Source organism: Streptomyces yongxingensis (assembly GCF_055597465.1).
The window spans coordinates 6,951,219-6,969,844 of the sequence record NZ_CM145717.1 but is presented as its reverse complement, the minus strand read 5'-3'; the positions used below and the strand labels follow the sequence as shown (position 1 = coordinate 6,969,844).

General features: G+C 71.9%; 16 protein-coding genes and 1 pseudogene. 9 read left to right on the top strand and 8 right to left on the bottom strand.

Going from position 1 to position 18,626, the window contains the following annotated elements; all coding sequences use genetic code 11:
• Positions 1-123: 123 nt before the first annotated feature.
• Together ACZ6TD_RS30190 and recD2 are read right to left on the bottom strand one after the other, a co-directional pair.
• Positions 124-1,413: a citrate synthase gene (locus ACZ6TD_RS30190; RefSeq protein WP_471343198.1), complete on the bottom strand. Its 1,290-nt coding sequence runs from the start codon at positions 1,411-1,413 to the stop codon at positions 124-126.
• 151 nt (positions 1,414-1,564) lie between these two features.
• Positions 1,565-3,808 carry an SF1B family DNA helicase RecD2 gene (recD2, locus tag ACZ6TD_RS30185; protein ID WP_471343197.1) on the bottom strand — a complete coding sequence of 748 codons (2,244 nt, stop codon included), beginning with the start codon at positions 3,806-3,808 and terminating at the stop codon, positions 1,565-1,567.
• A 198-nt stretch (positions 3,809-4,006) separates the two neighbouring features.
• On the opposite strand from recD2, the gene ACZ6TD_RS30180 reads away from it, so the two are divergent.
• From ACZ6TD_RS30180 to ACZ6TD_RS30145, 8 genes are all read left to right on the top strand, one after another.
• Complete coding sequence (locus tag ACZ6TD_RS30180) at positions 4,007-5,023, top strand: LacI family DNA-binding transcriptional regulator (RefSeq protein ID WP_471343195.1); 1,017 nt, start codon at positions 4,007-4,009, stop codon at positions 5,021-5,023.
• Positions 5,024-5,337: 314 nt separating this feature from the next.
• On the top strand, positions 5,338-6,855 hold the full coding sequence (locus tag ACZ6TD_RS30175) for a sugar ABC transporter ATP-binding protein (RefSeq protein WP_471358166.1): 1,518 nt from the start codon (positions 5,338-5,340) through the stop codon (positions 6,853-6,855).
• Positions 6,845-8,794: an ABC transporter permease/substrate-binding protein gene (locus ACZ6TD_RS30170; RefSeq protein ID WP_471343194.1), complete on the top strand. Its 1,950-nt coding sequence runs from the start codon at positions 6,845-6,847 to the stop codon at positions 8,792-8,794. The genes ACZ6TD_RS30175 and ACZ6TD_RS30170 overlap by 11 nt, the downstream gene beginning before the upstream one ends.
• A 19-nt stretch (positions 8,795-8,813) precedes the next feature.
• Entirely contained in the window at positions 8,814-9,740 is a 927-nt protein-coding gene (locus ACZ6TD_RS30165) for a ribokinase (RefSeq protein ID WP_471343191.1), read from the top strand.
• Positions 9,737-10,132 carry a D-ribose pyranase gene (rbsD, locus tag ACZ6TD_RS30160; RefSeq protein ID WP_471343190.1) on the top strand — a complete coding sequence of 132 codons (396 nt, stop codon included), beginning with the start codon at positions 9,737-9,739 and terminating at the stop codon, positions 10,130-10,132. The genes ACZ6TD_RS30165 and rbsD overlap by 4 nt, the downstream gene beginning before the upstream one ends.
• Before the next feature lie 307 nt (positions 10,133-10,439).
• Complete coding sequence (locus tag ACZ6TD_RS30155; protein WP_471343188.1) at positions 10,440-10,853, top strand: hypothetical protein; 414 nt, start codon at positions 10,440-10,442, stop codon at positions 10,851-10,853.
• Between the two features lie 70 nt (positions 10,854-10,923).
• Positions 10,924-11,556, top strand: coding sequence for a sigma-70 family RNA polymerase sigma factor (locus tag ACZ6TD_RS30150; RefSeq protein WP_471343187.1), 633 nt, complete (start codon positions 10,924-10,926; stop codon positions 11,554-11,556).
• Entirely contained in the window at positions 11,553-11,912 is a 360-nt protein-coding gene (locus tag ACZ6TD_RS30145; RefSeq protein ID WP_471343186.1) for a hypothetical protein, read from the top strand. Before ACZ6TD_RS30150 ends, ACZ6TD_RS30145 begins: the two co-directional genes overlap by 4 nt.
• A gap of 42 nt (positions 11,913-11,954) precedes the next feature.
• Here the strand turns inward: ACZ6TD_RS30145 and ACZ6TD_RS30140 are convergent, their stop codons facing one another.
• The gene (locus tag ACZ6TD_RS30140; RefSeq protein WP_471343184.1) at positions 11,955-12,428 is read right to left on the bottom strand and encodes a hypothetical protein; all 474 of its coding nucleotides are present in this window, start codon (positions 12,426-12,428) and stop codon (positions 11,955-11,957) included.
• 276 nt (positions 12,429-12,704) lie between these two features.
• Between ACZ6TD_RS30140 and ACZ6TD_RS30135 the strand changes: the two are divergent.
• Positions 12,705-12,872 (top strand): annotated as a pseudogene (locus ACZ6TD_RS30135) (helix-turn-helix domain-containing protein); the annotation flags it as partial.
• Between the two features lie 60 nt (positions 12,873-12,932).
• Here ACZ6TD_RS30135 and ACZ6TD_RS30130 read toward each other — a convergent pair.
• The 5 genes from ACZ6TD_RS30130 to ACZ6TD_RS30110 form a co-directional block, all read right to left on the bottom strand.
• The gene (locus ACZ6TD_RS30130; RefSeq protein ID WP_471343183.1) at positions 12,933-13,766 is read right to left on the bottom strand and encodes a sugar phosphate isomerase/epimerase family protein; all 834 of its coding nucleotides are present in this window, start codon (positions 13,764-13,766) and stop codon (positions 12,933-12,935) included.
• A complete protein-coding gene (locus ACZ6TD_RS30125; RefSeq protein WP_471343182.1) occupies positions 13,763-14,932 on the bottom strand; it encodes a dihydrodipicolinate synthase family protein in 1,170 nt (389 codons plus the stop codon). Before ACZ6TD_RS30125 ends, ACZ6TD_RS30130 begins: the two co-directional genes overlap by 4 nt.
• On the bottom strand, positions 14,929-16,089 hold the full coding sequence (locus ACZ6TD_RS30120) for a Gfo/Idh/MocA family protein (RefSeq protein WP_471343181.1): 1,161 nt from the start codon (positions 16,087-16,089) through the stop codon (positions 14,929-14,931). The genes ACZ6TD_RS30125 and ACZ6TD_RS30120 overlap by 4 nt, the downstream gene beginning before the upstream one ends.
• A gap of 114 nt (positions 16,090-16,203) precedes the next feature.
• Positions 16,204-18,045 (bottom strand): hypothetical protein, encoded by a 1,842-nt coding sequence (locus ACZ6TD_RS30115; RefSeq protein WP_471343179.1) that lies wholly within the window; start codon positions 18,043-18,045, stop codon positions 16,204-16,206.
• Complete coding sequence (locus ACZ6TD_RS30110) at positions 18,042-18,626, bottom strand: hypothetical protein (protein WP_471343177.1); 585 nt, start codon at positions 18,624-18,626, stop codon at positions 18,042-18,044. The genes ACZ6TD_RS30115 and ACZ6TD_RS30110 overlap by 4 nt, the downstream gene beginning before the upstream one ends.

Here is an 18,626-nt window from a genome sequence, read left to right as displayed (position 1 = left end):
CGGGGCAAGGGAAGCGCCCCGCTCCGACCCGTGGGGGGATCGGCAGCGGGGCGCTTCTCGCTTGTTACGCGAAGCGCCCCCGGCCCAAGCGGGACGGGGGCACCCGGAGACGCGAATGGTGCTCTAGCGCTCTTCGACCGGGACGAAGTCGCGCTCCACCACACCCGTGTAGATCTGGCGGGGGCGGCCGATGCGGGAGCCCGGCTCCTTGATCATCTCGTGCCACTGGGCGATCCAGCCGGGCAGCCGGCCGAGCGCGAACAGCACGGTGAACATCTCGGTCGGGAAGCCCATCGCCCGGTAGATCAGACCGGTGTAGAAGTCCACGTTCGGGTAGAGCTTGCGCTCCACGAAGTAGTCGTCCGCGAGCGCGTGCTCCTCCAGCTTGAGCGCGATGTCGAGCAGCTCGTCGGACTTGCCGAGCGCGGAGAGGACATCGTGCGCCGCCGACTTGATGATCTTCGCCCGGGGGTCGAAGTTCTTGTAGACGCGGTGCCCGAAGCCCATGAGCTTCACGCCGTCTTCCTTGTTCTTCACCTTGCGGATGAAGGTGTCGACGTCGCTGCCCGAAGCCTGGATGCCCTCGAGCATCTCCAGCACGGACTGGTTGGCGCCGCCGTGCAGGGGGCCCCACAGGGCGTTGATGCCCGCCGAGATGGAGGCGAACATATTGGCCTGCGAGGAGCCGACCAGCCGGACCGTGGAGGTCGAACAGTTCTGCTCGTGGTCGGCGTGCAGAATCAGCAGCTTGTCGAGCGCGGAGACCACGATCGGGTCCAGCTCGTACTCCTGCGCGGGGACCGAGAAGGTCATCCGGAGGAAGTTCTCGACATAGCCGAGGTCATTGCGCGGGTAGACAAAGGGGTGGCCGACCGACTTCTTGTACGCATAGGCGGCAATGGTCGGCAGCTTGGCCAGCAGCCGGGTCGTCGAGAGGTTGCGCTGCTTCTCGTCGAACGGGTTGTGGCTGTCCTGGTAGAAGGTCGACAGCGCGCTGACCACGGAGGACAGCATCGCCATCGGGTGGGCGTCACGCGGGAAGCCGTCGTAGAACCGCTTGACGTCCTCGTGCAGCAGCGTGTGGCGGGTGATGTCCTCACGGAAGGCCGCCAGTTCATCGACGGTGGGCAGCTCCCCGTTGATCAGCAGGAAGGCCGTCTCCAGGAAGGAGGCGCGCTCCGCCAGCTGCTCGATGGGGTAGCCGCGGTAGCGCAGGATGCCCTGCTCACCGTCCAGATAGGTGATCGCGGATTTGTACGCGGCGGTGTTGCCGTAACCGGAGTCCAGGGTCACCAGACCGGTCTGGGCGCGCAGCTTGCCGATATCGAAGCCCTTGTCGCCGACAGTGCTGTCGACCACCGGGTAGGTGTACTCGCCGTCCCCGTACCGCAGTACTACAGAGTTGTCGCTCACGTCATCCCTCACCGACGTCTGGTTCTCTTCTTCGAGGTGCCCTGACTCCCCCCACCTTCCCCTACTCGGGTAGCGAACGTGCACTCGGGGTCGGCCGAAGAGCCTTTTGGCGGCACTCAGTGCCGCCTTCACGGCCATCCTGCCCCGTTCGTCATCGTTCGGAAACCCATCTGACACGCTCGACTGTCACATCGCCGCCGAGTCGGTGATCCAGCGCGGTGCAGCGCCTGCCCGCCGAGACGGTGCGCACCGCCTGCCCCAGCGCGCGGCGCGAGCCGACCAGCACCACAAGGCGCTTGGCACGGGTCACGGCCGTGTACAGGAGATTGCGCTGCAGCATCATCCAGGCCCCGGTGGTCACCGGGATCACGACGGCCGGGTACTCACTGCCCTGTGACCGGTGGATGGTCACCGCATAGGCATGAGCCAGCTCGTCCAGCTCGTCGAAGTCGTACGGTACCTCCTCGTCCTCGTCCGTCCGCACGGTCAGCCGCTGCTCATCGGTGTCGAGTGAGGTGACGACGCCAACCGTGCCGTTGAAGACCCCGTTGGCCCCTTTCTCATAATTGTTACGGATCTGGGTCACCTTGTCGCCGACCCGGAAGACCCGGCCTCCGAAGCGGCGCTCGGGGAGGTCCGGGCGGGCCGGGGTGATGGCCTGCTGAAGCAGTCCGTTGAGCGTGCCGGCGCCCGCCGGGCCGCGGTGCATCGGGGCCAGAACCTGCACGTCACGACGGGGGTCGAGGCCGAACTTCGCGGGGATGCGGCGGGCCGCGACATCGACCGTGAGCCGCCCGGCCTCCTCGGTGTCGTCCTCCACGAAGAGGAAGAAGTCCGACAGGCCCTGGGTGACCGGCGGCACCCCCTCGTTGATCCGGTGGGCGTTGGTGACCACCCCTGACTGCTGGGCCTGGCGGAAGATCCGGGTCAGCCGCACCGCCGGGACGGGGCTGCCGGGGGCCAGCAGATCGCGCAGCACCTCCCCGGCACCCACGCTGGGCAACTGGTCCACATCGCCGACGAAGAGCAGATGGGCACCGGGCGGGACGGCCTTGACCAGCTTGTTGGCCAGCAGCAGATCGAGCATCGACGCCTCGTCGACCACCACCAGGTCCGCGTCGAGCGGGCGGTCCCTGTCGTACGCCGCGTCCCCGCCGGGCTTGAGCTCCAGCAGGCGGTGGACGGTGGACGCCTCGGCGCCGGTCAGCTCCGACAGCCGCTTGGCGGCCCGGCCGGTGGGCGCCGCGAGCACCACCTTGGCCTTCTTGGCGCGGGCCAGCTCCACCACGGACCGCACGGTGAAGGACTTGCCGCAGCCCGGCCCGCCGGTGAGCACCGCGACCTTCTCGGTCAGCGCGAGCCGCACCGCCTGGCTCTGCTCGGGCGCCAGATCGGCGCCGGTGCGACCCGCCAGCCAGCCCAGCGCCTTGTCCCAGTCCACGCCCCGGAAGGCGGGCAGCCGGTCCTCCTCGGTGCGCAGCAGCCGCAGCACCTGGCCCGCGAGGGAGATCTCGGCGCGGTGGAAGGGCACCAGATAGACGGCGGAGACCGGCTCGCCGTCCGCCGGGCCCGGGACCGGCTCGCGCACCACGCCCTCGTCCTCGGCCGCGAGCTCGCCCAGGCAGTCGATGACCAGGCCGGTGTCCACCTGGAGCAACTTGACCGCGTCCGCGATGAGTTGCTCCTCGGGGAGATAGCAGTGGCCCTGGTCGGCGGACTGGGACAGCGCGTACTGCAGACCGGCCTTCACCCGGTCGGGGCTGTCATGGGGGATGCCGACCGACTGGGCGATCTTGTCGGCGGTGAGGAAGCCGATGCCCCAGACGTCGGCCGCCAGCCGGTACGGCTCGTTCTTCACGACCGAAATCGACGCGTCGCCGTACTTCTTGTAGATCCGCACCGCGATGGAGGTGGAGACGCCGACCCCCTGGAGGAAGACCATCACCTCCTTGATGGCCTTCTGCTCCTCCCAGGCGGCGGCGATCATCTTGGTGCGCTTGGGGCCGAGGCCGGGGACCTCGACCAGCCGCTTGGGCTCCTGTTCGATGACGTCGAGGGTGTCGACGCCGAAGTGCTCGGTGATCCGGTCGGCGATCCGGGGGCCGATGCCCTTGATCAGCCCGGAGCCGAGATAGCGCCGGATGCCCTGGACGGTGGCGGGGAGGACGGTCTGGTAGTTCTCGACCGTGAACTGTTTGCCATATTGCGGATGGGAACCCCAGCGGCCCTCCATCCGCAGCGACTCGCCCGGCTGGGCGCCCAGCAGCGAGCCGACGACGGTGAGCAGATCGCCGGAGCCACGGCCGGTGTCGACCCGCGCGACCGTGTACCCGTTCTCCTCATTGGCGTAGGTGATCCGCTCCAGGACCCCTTCCACCACCGCGAGTTTGAGCATGCCCCGACCGTACCGCCGGGAGCCGACAGGCGGTTCGGGCCTGTGGACAACGCCCGTGGACAACGCCCGCGGGGAAGAACGCGCGGGTGTGACCCGTGGCGGAATATCACGATCCGGTTTCACCGGGGGCCGACCTCTTGCCTCCGCCCATGTAATCGATTCCAATCCCATGTAATCGATTCCACAAGGAGGTGGACGATGCCGGCCATCAAGGATGTGGCGCGGCGTGCCGGGGTCTCCGTGGCGACGGTCTCACGGGTGCTCAATGACCACCCCTCCGTCCGCGCGGACACCCGCGAACGGGTGCTCGCCGCGGTCGCCGACCTCGGCTATCGCCCCAACGCGGTGGCCCGCTCGCTGCGTACCGACCAGACCCGGACCCTGGGGCTGGTCATCAGCGATGTGCTGAATCCCTTCTTCACCGAGCTGGCCCGCTCGGTCGAGGACGCCGCACGCGAGCTGGACTACAGCGTGGTCATCGGCAACGCCGACGAGCGGCCCGACCTCCAGGACCACCATGTGCGCACCCTGATGGACCGCCGCATAGACGGACTGCTGGTCAGCCCCACGGACGGCGGCTCCCCGATGATGCTGGCCGCCGCCCGCGCCGGCACCCCCATGGTCTTCGTCGACCGCTGGATCGAGGGCGAGGGCCTGGACCGGGTGCCGGTGATCCGCACCGACGGGCGGGGAGCCATCCGCGCTCTGGTGGCCCATCTGTGCGCCCTGGGCCACCGCCGGGTCGGGATCATCGCGGGCCCGGCAGCCACCACGACCGGCCGCGAACGGGTGGACGCCTTCCGCTCCGCGCTGCGCGAGTTCGGCCTGGAGCTGCACGAGGACCACATCGGCCAGGGCGACTTCCAGGCGGACAGCGGCCGCCGGGTGACCGCCCGCTTCCTCGAACTGCCGTACCCTCCGGACGCGATCTTCGCCGCGGACAACCTTATGGCGCTCGGCGCGATGGACGAGATCCGCGCGCGGGGCCTGCGGGTGCCGGACGACGTGGCGCTCGCCGCGTTCGACGACATCCCCTGGTTCGTCCACACCGATCCGCCGATCACCGCCATCGCCCAGCCGACCGGGGCGCTCGGCCGTGCCGCCGTGACGGCGCTGATCGATCTCGTCGAGGGGCGGCCCGCCGAGTCGGTGACCCTGTCCGCCCGTCTGGTCACCCGCCGCTCGTGCGGCGAGCCCGAAGGGAGCAAACCATGAGTTCCGAGTCCGAACCGTCCTCCCCAGGTGCCGCCGAGGCGGGCGCGTCGGCGACGCCGAACGCGGACCCCACGCCCTCGGACGCCCAGTCCCCCGCGTCCACGCCCTCCCGCGGCAACGTGGCGGCTTCGGGCGCCGGAACCCCGGCAGCGGGCACCGAGCCCGTGCGCGCTGACGCCGGGGCCGTGCGCGCTGACGCCGGGGCCGGGGCCACGGGTGGCGCCGCCGTCACGGCGACGGGCACGGCGACCGGCTCTCATGGCCCGGCGCCGGAGGGCGCGTCCACGGGCGGCGCCGGGCCGGAGCTGCTGCGCATGGAGGGGGTCCGCAAGACCTTCCCCGGGGTGGTGGCGCTGGACGGGGTGGACTTCGATCTGCGCCGGGGCGAAGTGCATGTCCTCCTGGGCGAGAACGGCGCGGGCAAGTCCACGCTGATCAAGATGCTCTCCGGCGCCCACCGCCCCGACGGCGGCCGGATCCTGGTCGACGGCGAGCCGGTGCGGATCAACAGCGCGCAGGACGCCGAGCGGCTCGGGATCGCCACCATCTACCAGGAGTTCAACCTCGTCCCGGACCTCACCGTGGCCGAGAACATCTTCCTGGGCCGCCAGCCGCGCCGCTTCGGCATGATCGACCGCAAGGCCATGGACGCGCGGGCCGCCGAGCTGCTGGCCCGCGTCGGGGTGGACGTCTCGCCCCGGACCCGCGTCCGCGACCTCGGCATCGCCCGGCTGCAGATGGTGGAGATCGCCAAGGCGCTGAGCCTGGAGGCCCGCGTCCTGATCATGGACGAGCCGACCGCCGTGCTCACCACCGAGGAGGTCGACAAGCTCTTCCGGATCGTGCGCACACTGCGCGCGGACGGGGTGGGCGTCGTCTTCATCACCCATCACCTGGAGGAGATCGCCGCCCTGGGCGACCGGGTCACCGTGCTGCGCGACGGCCGCAGCGTCACCCAGGTCCCGGCAAGCACCGACCAGGACGAGCTGGTGCGGCTGATGGTGGGCCGCTCCATCGAGCAGCAGTACCCGCGCGAGCGCGGGGACGCCGGTGAGCCCCTGCTGAAGGTCCGGGGACTCACCCGGAACGGCAGCTTCCAGGACATCGGCTTCGAGGTGCGGGCCGGGGAGGTGGTGGGCCTGGCCGGGCTGGTCGGCGCGGGCCGTACGGAGGTCGTCCGGGCGCTGTTCGGCGCCGACGCGTACGACTCCGGCTCCGTCGAGGTGCTCGGCCGCCCGCTGCCCGGCCATGACGTGGTGGCCGCCATGCGGGCCGGGATCGGCCTCGTCCCCGAGGACCGTAAGGGCCAGGGCCTGGTCCTGGACGGCTCCGTACAGGAGAACCTCGGCCTGGTCACACTGCGCGCCGCCACCCGCGCCGGGCTGGTCGACCGGGCCGCCCAGCGGCGCTCGGCGGCCGGTGTCGCCGAGCGGCTGGCCGTCCGGATGGCCGGTCTTGACCAGCGGGTGCGCACCCTCTCCGGCGGCAACCAGCAGAAGGTCGTCATCGGCAAGTGGCTGCTCGCCGACAGCAAGGTGCTGATCCTCGACGAACCGACCCGCGGGATCGACGTGGGCGCCAAGGTCGAGATCTACCAGCTCATCAACGAACTCACCGCGTCCGGCCACGCCGTGCTGATGATCTCCAGCGATCTGCCCGAGGTGCTGGGGATGAGCGACCGGGTCCTGGTCATGGCCCAGGGCCGGATCGCGGGCGAGCTGACCGCGCGGGAAGCGACCCAGGACGCCGTGATGGCCCTGGCAGTGAAGGACGTCAAGGACGCCGACGAAGGGGTCGGCGGCAAGGAAAAGGAGGGCTCCCGTGGCCACTGACACGATTGACGCCACGAAGGACCCCGGGGGCTCGGCGGCGCTGCGCCGCGTGCTGCTCGACAACGGCGCCCTGAGCGCCCTGGTGCTGCTGGTGGCCGCCATGGCGCTGCTGTCCGGCGACTTCCTCACCACCGACAATCTCCTCAACGTCGGCGTCCAGGCGGCGGTCACCGCGATCCTCGCCTTCGGCGTCACCTTCGTCATCGTCTCCGCGGGCATCGACCTCTCGGTCGGCTCGGTGGCCGCGCTGTCCGCCACCGTGCTCGCCTGGTCCGCGAGCTCACAGGGGCTGCCGGTCTGGTTCGCGGCGCTCCTGGCGCTCACCACCGGTGTCGTCTGCGGGCTGGTCAGCGGGGCGCTGGTCTCCTTCGGGAAGCTGCCGCCGTTCATCGCCACGCTCGCGATGCTGTCGATCGGCCGCGGCCTGGCCCTGGTGATCTCCCAGGGCAGCCCGATAGCCGTCCCCGACTCGGTGTCGAACCTCGGGGACACCCTCGGCGGCTGGCTGCCCGTCCCGGTGATCGTGATGGTCGTGATGGGCCTGATCACCGCGGGTGTGCTGGGCCGTACGTACCCGGGCCGGGCGATGTACGCGATCGGTGGCAACGAGGAGGCGGCCCGGCTCTCCGGTATCCGGGTGACCCGCCAGAAGCTGGTCATCTACGCGCTCTCCGGCGGTTTCGCGGCCGTCGCGGGCATCGTGCTCGCCTCCCGGCTGTCCTCCGCGCAGCCCCAGGCGGCCGTCGGCTACGAACTCGACGCGATCGCCGCGGTGGTCATCGGCGGCGCCAGCCTGTCCGGTGGCGTCGGTAAGGCGTCCGGCACGCTGATCGGCGCGCTGATCCTCGCGGTGCTGCGGAACGGGCTCAACCTGCTGGAGGTGTCCGCCTTCTGGCAGCAGGTCGTCATCGGTGTCGTCATCGCGCTCGCGGTGCTGCTGGACACGGTGCGCCGGCGCGCCGGGGCCGGGCCGGGGGCGGCCGGAGCCGCGGCGGGCGGACCGTCCGGTGGCGGCCGTAAGAAGGCCGTCACCGCGGGCAAGTTCGCGCTGGCCGCCGTGGTCGTCGCCGCCATCGCCTTCGGCGCCTCCGTCTGGCGCTCCGGCTCCTCCGGGGCCGCGTCCACCAAGGTCGGTCTGTCGGTCTCCACCCTGAACAACCCCTTCTTCGTGCAGCTCAAGGCGGGCGCCCAGGAGGAGGCCAAGCGCGCCGGGATCAGCCTTACGGTCACCGACGCCCAGAACGACGCCTCCCAGCAGGCCAATCAGATCCAGAACTTCACCAGCCAGAACATGAAGTCGATCATCATCAACCCGGTCGACTCCGATGCCGCGGGCCCGTCCGTCCGGGCCGCCGACAAGGCGGGCATCCCGGTGCTCGCCGCCGACCGCGGCGTCAACAAGGCGAAGATCGCGACCCTGGTGGCCTCCGACAACATCACAGGGGGCAAGCTGGCGGCGAAGACGCTCGCCGAGCGGCTCGGAAAGAAGGGCACGATCCTGGTGCTGCAGGGCACCCCCGGTACCTCGGCCTCGCGTGAGCGCGGTAAGGGCTTCGCGGAGGGCCTGAAGGCGTACCCGGACATCAAGGTCGTCGGCAAGCAGACCGCCGACTTCGACCGGGCCAAGGGGCTCGATGTGACCACCAATCTGCTCCAGGCCCACCCGGGCATCGACGGGATCTTCGCCGAGAACGACGAGATGGCGCTCGGCGCGGCCAAGGCGCTCGGGTCCAAGGCGGGCAAGTCCGTCGCGGTCGTCGGCTTCGACGGCACCCCGGACGGGCTCAAGGCGGTGGAGAACGGCACGCTCGCCGCGACCGTCGCCCAGCAGCCGAAGGAGTTGGGCCGGATGGTGGTGGAGAACGCCGTCAAGGCCGCCAAGGGGCAGAAGATCGACGGCACGGTGAAGGTGCCGGTGAAGGTCGTCACCGCGAATTGACAAACGAAAGGACGTGCGGATGCGCGACTACGACCTGCTGGTCGTGGGGTCGGCCAACGCCGATCTGGTGATCGGAGTCGACCGCCGCCCCGGGGCCGGTGAGACGGTCCTCGGGTCCGACCTGGTGGTCCACCCGGGCGGCAAGGGCGCCAACCAGGCCGTCGCCGCCGCCCGGCTGGGGGCCCGGACGGCCCTGCTGGCCCGGGTCGGCGACGACGACTACGGCCGGCTGCTGCTGGACTCGCAGCGGTCGGCCGGGGTCGACACGGTGGGCGTGCTGGTCGGCGGCGCGCCCACCGGGGTGGCGCTGATCACGGTGGACCCCTCGGGCGACAACAGCATCGTGGTCTCCCAGGGGGCCAACGCCCGGCTGACCCCCGGCGACGTCCATGCCTCGCTACGCCTGCTGGCCGCGGCGCGGGTGGTCTCGGTGCAGTTGGAGATCCCGCTGGAGTCGGTCGCCGAGGTGGTCCGCACGGCGGCCGCGGGCTTCGGCGGCCGCCCCGGGCCGCGGGTGGTGCTCAACCCCTCGCCGGTCGCGCCGCTGCCCACCGATGTGCTGGCCGCCTGTGACCCCCTGGTGGTCAACGAGCACGAGGCGCGGTTCCTGCTGAGCGACGGCCCGGTGGGGTCCTCCGACGACCCCGAGGAGTGGGCCGACGCCCTGCTCTCGCGCGGTCCGCGCTCGGTCGTGGTGACCCTGGGCGGCGAGGGCGCGCTGGTCGCCGACGGCGACCGTACGGTGCTGGTGCCCAGTCCCGCGGTGACGGCCGTGGACACCACGGGCGCGGGGGACGCCTTCACCGGCGCGCTCGCCTGGCGCCTCGGCGTCGGCGACGACCTGGTGACGGCGGTGCGGTTCGCGGTGCGCGTGGGCGCGGCCGCGGTGACCCGGGCCGGGGCGCAGGCGTCCTTCCCGAGCGCCGAGGAGGTGGCGGCCCTGTGAAGCGGTCCGGGATCCTCAACCGCCATCTGAGCGCGGGCATCGCCCTGTTGGGCCACACCGACACGGTGATGGTGTGCGACGCGGGCCTGCCGATACCGGACGGGCCGTTCGTGGTGGACCTCGCCTTCACGGCCGGGGTGCCGTCCTTCGAGCGGGTGCTCACCGGGCTGCTGGACGAGCTGGTGGTCGAACGGGCCACGGCGGCGCGGGAGGTGCGCGGCCACAACCCCGGGGCGACCGCCCTGCTCGACCGCCTCTTCCCGGCTCCCGCGCTGGATCTGGTCCCGCACGAGGAGCTCAAGACGCTGACGGCGGGGGCGCGGCTGGTGGTCCGTACGGGCGAGGCGCGGCCGTACGCGAACGTACTGCTGCGGTGCGGGGTGCCGTTCTGAGGGTGTGACGTTTCGAGGGGCCCGGCCGTGGTCCGGGCCCCTCGTTTTCCCCTCCCAGGGCTTCCTCTCGATCCCCCCCGGATCCCCCCAGGAAGCCCGATGCCAGGTACGACCTGCCAAGGGCCGGAACGGTTGCACGGCGATCGGCGAAAGATTTTTCCGGGGCGCGACAACCTCGGGTGGGGCCGCACGTCTGGTGGGTTGAAGGCGGGTTCCGGAACGGGTCCTCGGGTCCTCGTGGTCCTCGGATCCTCGGCGCACGCCTCGCCCTTCAGCGTTCGTTCATTCCTTTCGGGAGTCGTTCCGTATGCAGCACGTCCGCGCCAAGAAGCCGAACCGCCGTCTGCGCCCCTGGATCGTGGGGTCGGCCGCCGGAGTCGCCCTGATCGTGGGCGGGGGCATCGCCGCCCAGGCGGCCACCTCCGACCACTCCCGCCCGGCCAAGCCGGCCTCGTCGGCGACCTCGAAGCCCGAGCCGACCAAGCCGCCCACCAGCAAGCCGGAGCCCACGAAGCCGCCCACCGCCAAGCCCGAGCCGACGCTGCCGCCCACCAGCGTCCCCGAGCCCACCAAGCCGCCGACCGCCAAGCCGGAGCCCACGAAGCCGCCCACCGCCAAGCCCGAGCCGACGCTGCCGCCCACCAGCGTCCCCGAGCCGACCAAGCCCGCACCCACGCCGCCGCACACCAGCGTGCCCGCGCCCACCAAGCCCAGCCGCTAGCCGCCGATCAGGGTGGGGCGGGGCCGGATCCGGAGCCGGTCCCGCCGCACCGATGAGGTGAACGAGGACGATGCAGCTCACTCTTGTCCTGCCCTGGTGGGCCCGGCTGCTCCGCCGAGCCCGGACGACCGCCTCGACGCCGCCGGTGGAGACACCGCGCACCGGGCGGCGGCTGCGGGCACTGCGGCCGGTGGGCGGCCGGGGCGACGGAGAGCCCGGCCCCACGCTGGACGATCTGTACCGGGCCCGGCGGCTGGACATGATCCGGCTGGCGGTCTTCCTGGTGGACGACCTGCACACCGCCGAGGACGTCGTCCAGGACGCCTTCGCCGCCGTCTGCCGCCGCCACGGCTCACGGCTGGACAGCCTCCAGGACGCCCACGCCTATCTGCACACCGCCGTGGTCAACGCCGCCCGCTCGGTGCTGCGCCGGCGGCGCACGGCGCGCGCGTACACCCCGCCGTACCAGGGGCCGGGGGCGCCCGTGGACGAGCCGCTGCTGCTCGCCGAGGAGCACCGGCAGGTCCTCGACGCGCTCACCGAACTCACCCCGCGCCAGCGCGAGGTGCTGGTGCTGCGCTACTGGTCGGAGCTGACCGAGGCCCAGATAGCCGAGGCGCTGGGCGTCTCCCGAGGCACCGTGAAGTCGACCGCGAGCCGTGCGCTCGTCACCCTGGAGAAGCTGCTGGAGGCGGCCCGATGAGCACTCCCTCCCCCATCGAGGAACGGCTGCGCGCCGCGCTCGACGCCCGTGCGCGGCTCATCGACGCCCACGATCTGTCCCCGTACCGGCCTCCCACCGGCCCGGCCTGGGGCAGGCGGCGGATCCGGCGGGTCGTGTCCGCCGTCGCCGTGACGGTGGCGGCAGCGGCGGCCGTCGCCTTCCTGCTGCTGTCCGGCTCCCCGGAGCGCCCCCAACCGGCACCGCCCGCACGCGACCCCCGCCCCTCCCCTCCGGCCACCTCGGTCCCGTCCTCCAACACCGCCCCTCCGACCCAGCCCTCCCCGACCTCACCTCCCGAAACCCCGCCCCCGACCTCCACCGCCACCCAGCGCTGACCGGCCGCCCCGCACGCGCTGGGTGATACGCCGCGCTCTCGGTCAGTCGCGGGTAGCACCCTCCGGCCAGATCACCCGAGACCGGACACCGGTGCGCTCGGCGTAGGCCACGACATCGGCCGTTCCGCCGTACCCGCGAGCCGGCTGCCCGTCCCAAACGGCGACCAGCTCATCCACCACGCCCACCAGAATCTCGCTTCCGGCCATGTGCGCCTGGGAGTCTGACTCCACCATGCCTGTGCGGTGGATGTCGGCGGCCTGTTGGATGAGACGGTCATAGGTCTGGTGGTGCTCCTCCGGCAGGCCATCGCGGTACTTCTCCGCAGGGACCACCACTTCAAGGCGACCACCAGCCTCCAGCACCAGCTCGGCGAACCAGGCGTCCGGGCCGTCGGCGATACACGAGACCCCGACCAGATCAGGCCCATGGCGCGCGACTTCCGCTTGAAGGGCCCGGCGGACCAATCGCTCCGTCTCCGGGGGAAGACCGCGGTGGCCGGTGATGCCGAGGCGCATGGGCCGCTCCTTCGTGATCATAGGTAGATGCCGTGCAGTCGGTCGTCGAACTCGCGGACCACCCTGGGTGGAGTCGTCGAAATGTAGGACCGCCGGACCGCACGGCACGCTCGATGATCCGGCCTGACCGATACCGTGCCCCTGTCTCAAGTGCCCGCCCGGCCAGAGCGAACGCACCAACACGAAGGCCCCCAACCTGTGGTCAGGGGCCGATCACCGCAATCCCGTTCGGGCCGGGAGTACCGTCTGAGTGTCGAGTTCAGAACGGAGTTCAGTATGCATGAGGACACAGGCATTGGCTCCAGCCTCCGTAAGGTCCGCAAGCGGCGCGGTCTGACGCAGAGGGAACTGGCCACAGCATCAGGCGTATCGCTCTCGCTGATCCGGAAGCTGGAACAGGGAGAGATCACCGACACGCGCATGGAGACCGCCCACACCCTGGCCGCGCCGGGGTGCGCTCGGCTGCCTGGACGCAACGCTGCCCAACGCACCCCTAAGCAGTCGCTAAAGCACCAGCGTCCGGTAGCGGTCGGCGACCTCGGCCAGGACATCCGCGCCGTCGCGGGCCCACAGGTCCGGGTTGAAGATCTCCACCTCGATCGGGCCGGTGTAGCCCGTCGCGTCCACCTGCTCGCGGAACCAGCGGAAGTCGACCGATCCGTCGCCCAGTTGGCCCCGCCCCAGGAGGACGCCCTCCGGGAGCGGCGTGACCCAGTCGGCGAGCTGGAAGGCCGCGATGCGGCCGCCCGCGCCCGCGCGGGCGATCTGGTCCGCCACGGTGTCGTCCCACCAGATGTGGTACGTGTCCACGACCACGCCCACCTGCTCCGCCGGGAAGCGCTCGGCCAGGTCGAGGGCCTGGGCGAGGGTGGAGACCACGCAGCGGTCGGACGCGTACATGGGGTGCAGGGGCTCAATGGCCAGGCGGACGCCGTGGTCGGCGGCGTACGGGGCGAGGTCCCCCAGCGCCTCGGCGATGCGCTCGCGGGCGGCGAAAAGGTCGCGACTGCCGTCCGGGAGGCCGCCGGAGACCAGGACCAGGGTGTCGGTGCCCAGGGTGGCGGCCTCGTCGATGGCCCGGCGGTTGTCGGCCAGGGCCGTGGCGCGCGCCTCGGGCTCGCTCGCGGTGAAGAAGCCGCCCCGGCACAGGCTGGTGACGGTCAGGCCCGCATCGCGGACGAGGCGAGCCGCGGCCTCCACGCCGTACTTCTGGACCGGTTCGCGCCACAGGCCCACGCCCGTGACGCCCGCCTTGACGCAGCCCTCCGCCAGCTCGGGCAGCGACCACTGCTTGATCGTTTCCTGGTTGAGGCTCAGGCGGGGCACAACGGGGCTCATTGGGTGACTCCGTACACGGACAGCAGGTGTTTCATCCGGGATTCGGCCAGCGCCGGGTCCGGGAACAGGCCCAGCCCGTCCGCCAGTTCGTACGCCCGCGCCAGGTGCGGCAGCGAACGGGCCGACTGGAGGCCGCCGACCATGGTGAAGTGCGACTGGTGGCCCGCCAGCCAGGCCAGCAGCACCACGCCCGTCTTGTAGTAGCGGGTCGGGGTCTGGAAGAGGTGGCGGGAGAGCTCCACGGTGGGGTCCAGCAGGGCGCGGAAGGCCCCCACATCGCCGGTGTCGAGCCTGCGCACGGCCTCCGCCGCCAGCGGGCCCAGCGGGTCGAAGATGCCGAGCAGGGCGTGGCTGAAGCCCCGGTCGTCGCCCGCGATCAGCTCGGGGTAGTGGAAGTCGTCACCCGTGTAGCAGCGCACCCCGTCCGGCAGCTTGCGCCGCAGGTCGATCTCGCGCTGGGCGTCCAGCAGCGAGACCTTGATGCCGTCCACCTTGTCGGGGTGGGCGGCGATGACGTCGAGGAAGGTGCGGGTGGCGGCGTCCAGGTCGGTGCTGCCCCAGTAGCCCTCCAGGGCCGGGTCGAACATCGGGCCCAGCCAGTGCAGGATCACCGGCTCGGCGGACTGGCGCAGCAGATGGCCGTAGACCTCGAGGTAGTCCTCGGGGCCCTTGGCCACGGCGCACAGGGCGCGCGAGGCCATCAGGATGGCCTGGGCGCCGGACTCCTCGCAGACGGCCAACTGCTCCTCGTACGCCGCCCGGACCTCGTCCAGGCCGTACGGATAGCCGATCTCGGTGGCGGAGAGCTGGTCGGTGCCGACGCCGCAGGCGATCCGGCCGCCGACCGCCCGCGCCTCGGCCGCCGAGCGGCGGATCAGCTCGGCGGCGCCCGCCCAGTCCAGGCCCATACCGCGCTGGGCGGTGTCCATGGCCTCGGCCACGCCCAGCCCGTGGGACCACAGGTGGCGGCGGAAGGCCAGGGTGGCGTCCCAGTCCACGGCGGCCGGGCCGTCCGGGGTCACATCGGCGTACGGGTCGGCCACCACATGGGCGGCCGAGAAGACGACGCGGGAGGTGAAGGGGGCCCCGGGGGTCGGCGACAGCGGCTCGGTGCGGGGTTCGTAGGGGCGGGTCGTACCGCCCGGCGCGGGAAGGTGGATGGTCACAGGCTCAGCTCCGGTACGTCCAGCCGGCGGCCCTCCGCCGACGACTTCCATCCCAGCTCGGCGAGCTGGACGCCGCGCGCGCCGGCCAGCAGGTCCCAGCGCCAGGGCTCGTCGAGCGCGACATGGCGCAGGAACAGCTCCCACTGCGCCTTGAAGCCATTGTCGAACTCCTCGTTGTCCGGCACCTGCTGCCACTGGTCGCGGAACGCCTCGGTGGCGGGCAGATCGGGGTTCCAGACCGGCTTGGGGGTGTGCGAGCGGTGCTGCACGCGGCAGTTGCGCAGGCCCGCGACGGCCGAGCCCTCGGTGCCGTCGACCTGGAACTCCACCAGCTCGTCGCGGTTCACCCGGACCGCCCAGGAGGAGTTGATCTGGGCGATGACGCCGCCCTCGAGCTGGAAGACCCCGTAGGCCGCGTCGTCGGCGGTGGCCTCGTACGGCTTGCCGCGCTCGTCCCAGCGGGTCGGGATGTGGGTGGTGGCCTGCGCCTGGACGGTGCGCACGGGGCCGAACAGCTCGTGCAGCACGTACTCCCAGTGCGGGAACATGTCGACGACGATGCCGCCGCCGTCCTCGGCGCGGTAGTTCCACGAGGGTCGCTGGGCGGCCTGCCAGTCGCCCTCGAAGACCCAGTAGCCGAACTCCCCGCGCACGGAAAGGATTCTGCCGAAGAAGCCGCCGTCGATGAGGCGCTTCAGCTTCAGCAGCCCCGGCAGGAAGATCTTGTCCTGGACGACCCCGTGCTTGACGCCCGCCGCCTCGGCGAGCCGGGCCAGCTCCAGGGCGCCCTCCAGGCCGGTGGCGGTCGGCTTCTCGGTGTAGATGTGCTTGCCCGCCGCGATGGCCTTCTTGATGGCGTCCTCGCGGGCGGCGGTGACCTGCGCGTCGAAGTAGATGTCGACGCCGTCGGCCGCGAGCACGGCGTCCAGGTCGGTCGAGACGTCCGCGACCGGGTCGAGGCCATGGCGCTCGGCGATCTCCTTGAGCGCGTGCTCCCGGCGGCCGACGAGCAGCGGCTCGGGCCACAGCACGGTGCCGTCGCCGAGGTCCAGGCCACCCTGTTCGCGAAGGGCGAGGAGAGAGCGGACGAGGTGCTGGCGGTAGCCCATCCGGCCGGTCACACCGTTCATGGCGATCCGCACTGTCTTGCGTGTCACGTGGGTCTTCTCCTCACCGCGAGTGATAGTAAGCGCTTTCTAATCCTCAACGCTAGCCGCCCCGCCCCGCCCCTGTACAGAGGACCGAACACAGGGGCGGGGGCGGTCAGCGCTTCAGCGCAGGGTCAGCCGGTAGCGCAGCGGCGAACGCCCGGTGATCAGGACCCGCTGCCCCGCCGGGGTCAGATCGCCGCCCAGCCAGCCGTAGCGCTCGCCGGAGTCCACGACGGCGGGCTGGCGCGGCCCGCTGCCGTTGCCGGGGCCGAAAGTGATCACGTCATCGCCGGACGTATAGGTGCCGTACCCCTTGACCAGCTGGTACGTGTCCTTCTGGCCGGGCACGGGGTCGACCCCGGTCAGCTTTCCGCCGCCGCGAAAGCACAGTTCGAGGGCGAGCGGGACCTCGGACTCGCCGATCTCGAGGTCCAGGTTCCAGCCGCCGTCCGCCTCCGCGATCCGCACCTCGGTACGCAGGGTGCGCCACTCCTTGGGGCGGTGCGGAAAGTCCATCGCGGACCAGAACCGGCCGTCGTCGGTCAGCGGATACCGCCCGTCGGGGCGGCGGTGCCGGCGCGGCAGCGGGAGGTGGAATCCGGCCCGCACCTCGGCCCACAGCCGCCAGCCGTCCGCCGTGCGCTCCACGTCCTCGGCCCGGAAGTGGCCGAGCGAGAAGAACTGCGGGGACAGCCGGAGCGAGTCCAGGATCGCCGCGCCCTTGCGCCACTTGAAGAACGTCGGGTTGGTGGACAGCCCCGAGGAGATCGCGTGGACATCGGGGAAGTCGGTGCCGCCGAAGATCGTGGTCCGCGTCCTCCCCTTGGCGATCCGGACCAGCCCGCAGTCCTTGTCGTGCCAGGTGAACTCCCCCGGCGCACCGGTGGCCTCGGGCAGCGGCGCGGCCAGCTCCGGATGGTCCAGCACCTCGGCGAGGAAGTCCCCGAGCGGGGTCTCGTCGAAGGTCTGATCCGCCCCGCGCCGCTGGATGGTGGCGGCCACGTCTGCGAACCGCCCGTCCCGCTCCCGGAGCGCCAGGGCCCGGAACTGGAGCCAGTACTCGGACAGATGCTTGACCGTCTTCTGGTCCTGGCGGCGCGAGTGCACCGTCTCCACCTCCCCGTCGGGCTCCAGGAGGTGGAGGGTGGCGTCCAGGTTGCGGCGTACGTGCTCGTAGAGCGCCGGGCGCTCGGTGAGCCGGGCCAGGGTCAGCAGCGAGGGGTTGGTGACGATGGGCGCGTAGGTGGCGCTGCGCTCGCTGTACTGGCCACTGTCGTAACGGTCGATGCCCTCGGCCAGCCAGGCGTCGATACGGCGGGTGTAGCGGGCGTCGGGCCAGAAGGAGTTGATCCGGGCCAGCGCGGCACACACCTTCCAGCGGTGGTTGGGGGTGTGCACCCCGCCGGTGGACAGGCCCTTGCCCGCCTTGAGCAGGATCTTCTTCAAGGTGGCGCGGATCGCCCGGGTGCCGGTGTGGCCGTCCGCGTCCAGCAGGCCGTACACCAGCCCCAGGTCGACGATCGAGAAGGCGGTGTCCGGGGGCGAGTGGACCGCGCCCTGGTCGTAGAGGCCGTCGTCGAACTGGGCGGCGGCCAGCGCGTCCACGAGCCGGGTCATCGGCGCGATCAGCGCGCCGTCGTGGTGGTGGGCGGCGTCGCCCCAGACGTGGACGGAGGTGAGCAGCCGCAGGCCGCGGGCGGCGGGGCGGGCCTGCCCGAGGTTGTTCAGCTGGCCCAGGACCGCCTCGAGCCCGTCCACCACCTCGGCCACCCGGGCGTCGGCCGCCTCGGTGAGCAGCGCGAGGAACGGCTTGTCGACCCGGCCCTCGGCCGAGGCCCGGCCCCCGGCCGAGGCACCACCCGGGCCTGCTTCGGCCAAGGCGCCGCCCGGGGCGCCGACGGCCAGCAGTCCGCCCGCCACGGCGGTCCCGGCGAGGAAGTGACGGCGGGGCAGGGGGGTCATAGGTGGTGCTCCGTGGCTCGGGCCGCCAGGGCGAGGGGGCCGGGGACGAGGAAGGCGAGCGGCGGATAGGCCCAGGCACAGACGCCTGCGGTGGCCACGGCCAGCAGCAGCACGCCGCTCGCCCGGGGCCCCCGCACACTGTCGAACGCCGCCGAGCGCAGCGCCACCCGCCAGCTCGTGGCCGACTCGGGGCGGGCGCAGGCCCGCAGCAGGACGACGGCGAGCAGCCCTCCCACGATCAGCAGCACGGGCCGGAAGACCACCGCGCCCGGCAGCCCCGCCCCCGCCGCGGCCGCGTTGAACAGCAGCAGGGCGCCGCCGGCCAGCAGCCCCGCCCCGGCCAGCAGATCGCCGGTGCGCAGCCGGTCCCGCAGCGCGCGGAGGTAGCCGCCCGCCGTGGTGGGCACGTCCTCGCGCACCCGCCGGTCCAGGACGGCGCAGGCCGTGGACATCGCGGCCGGGGCGGTGAGGAGGGGCAGCGAGGCGGCGGCGGTGGCCAGGCCCACGGCCAGGACGTCGGCGAAGAGCGCGAAGCGCGGGCCGAACAGCTCGCCGGGTTCGCGTTTGGTGGCGGTGGCCAT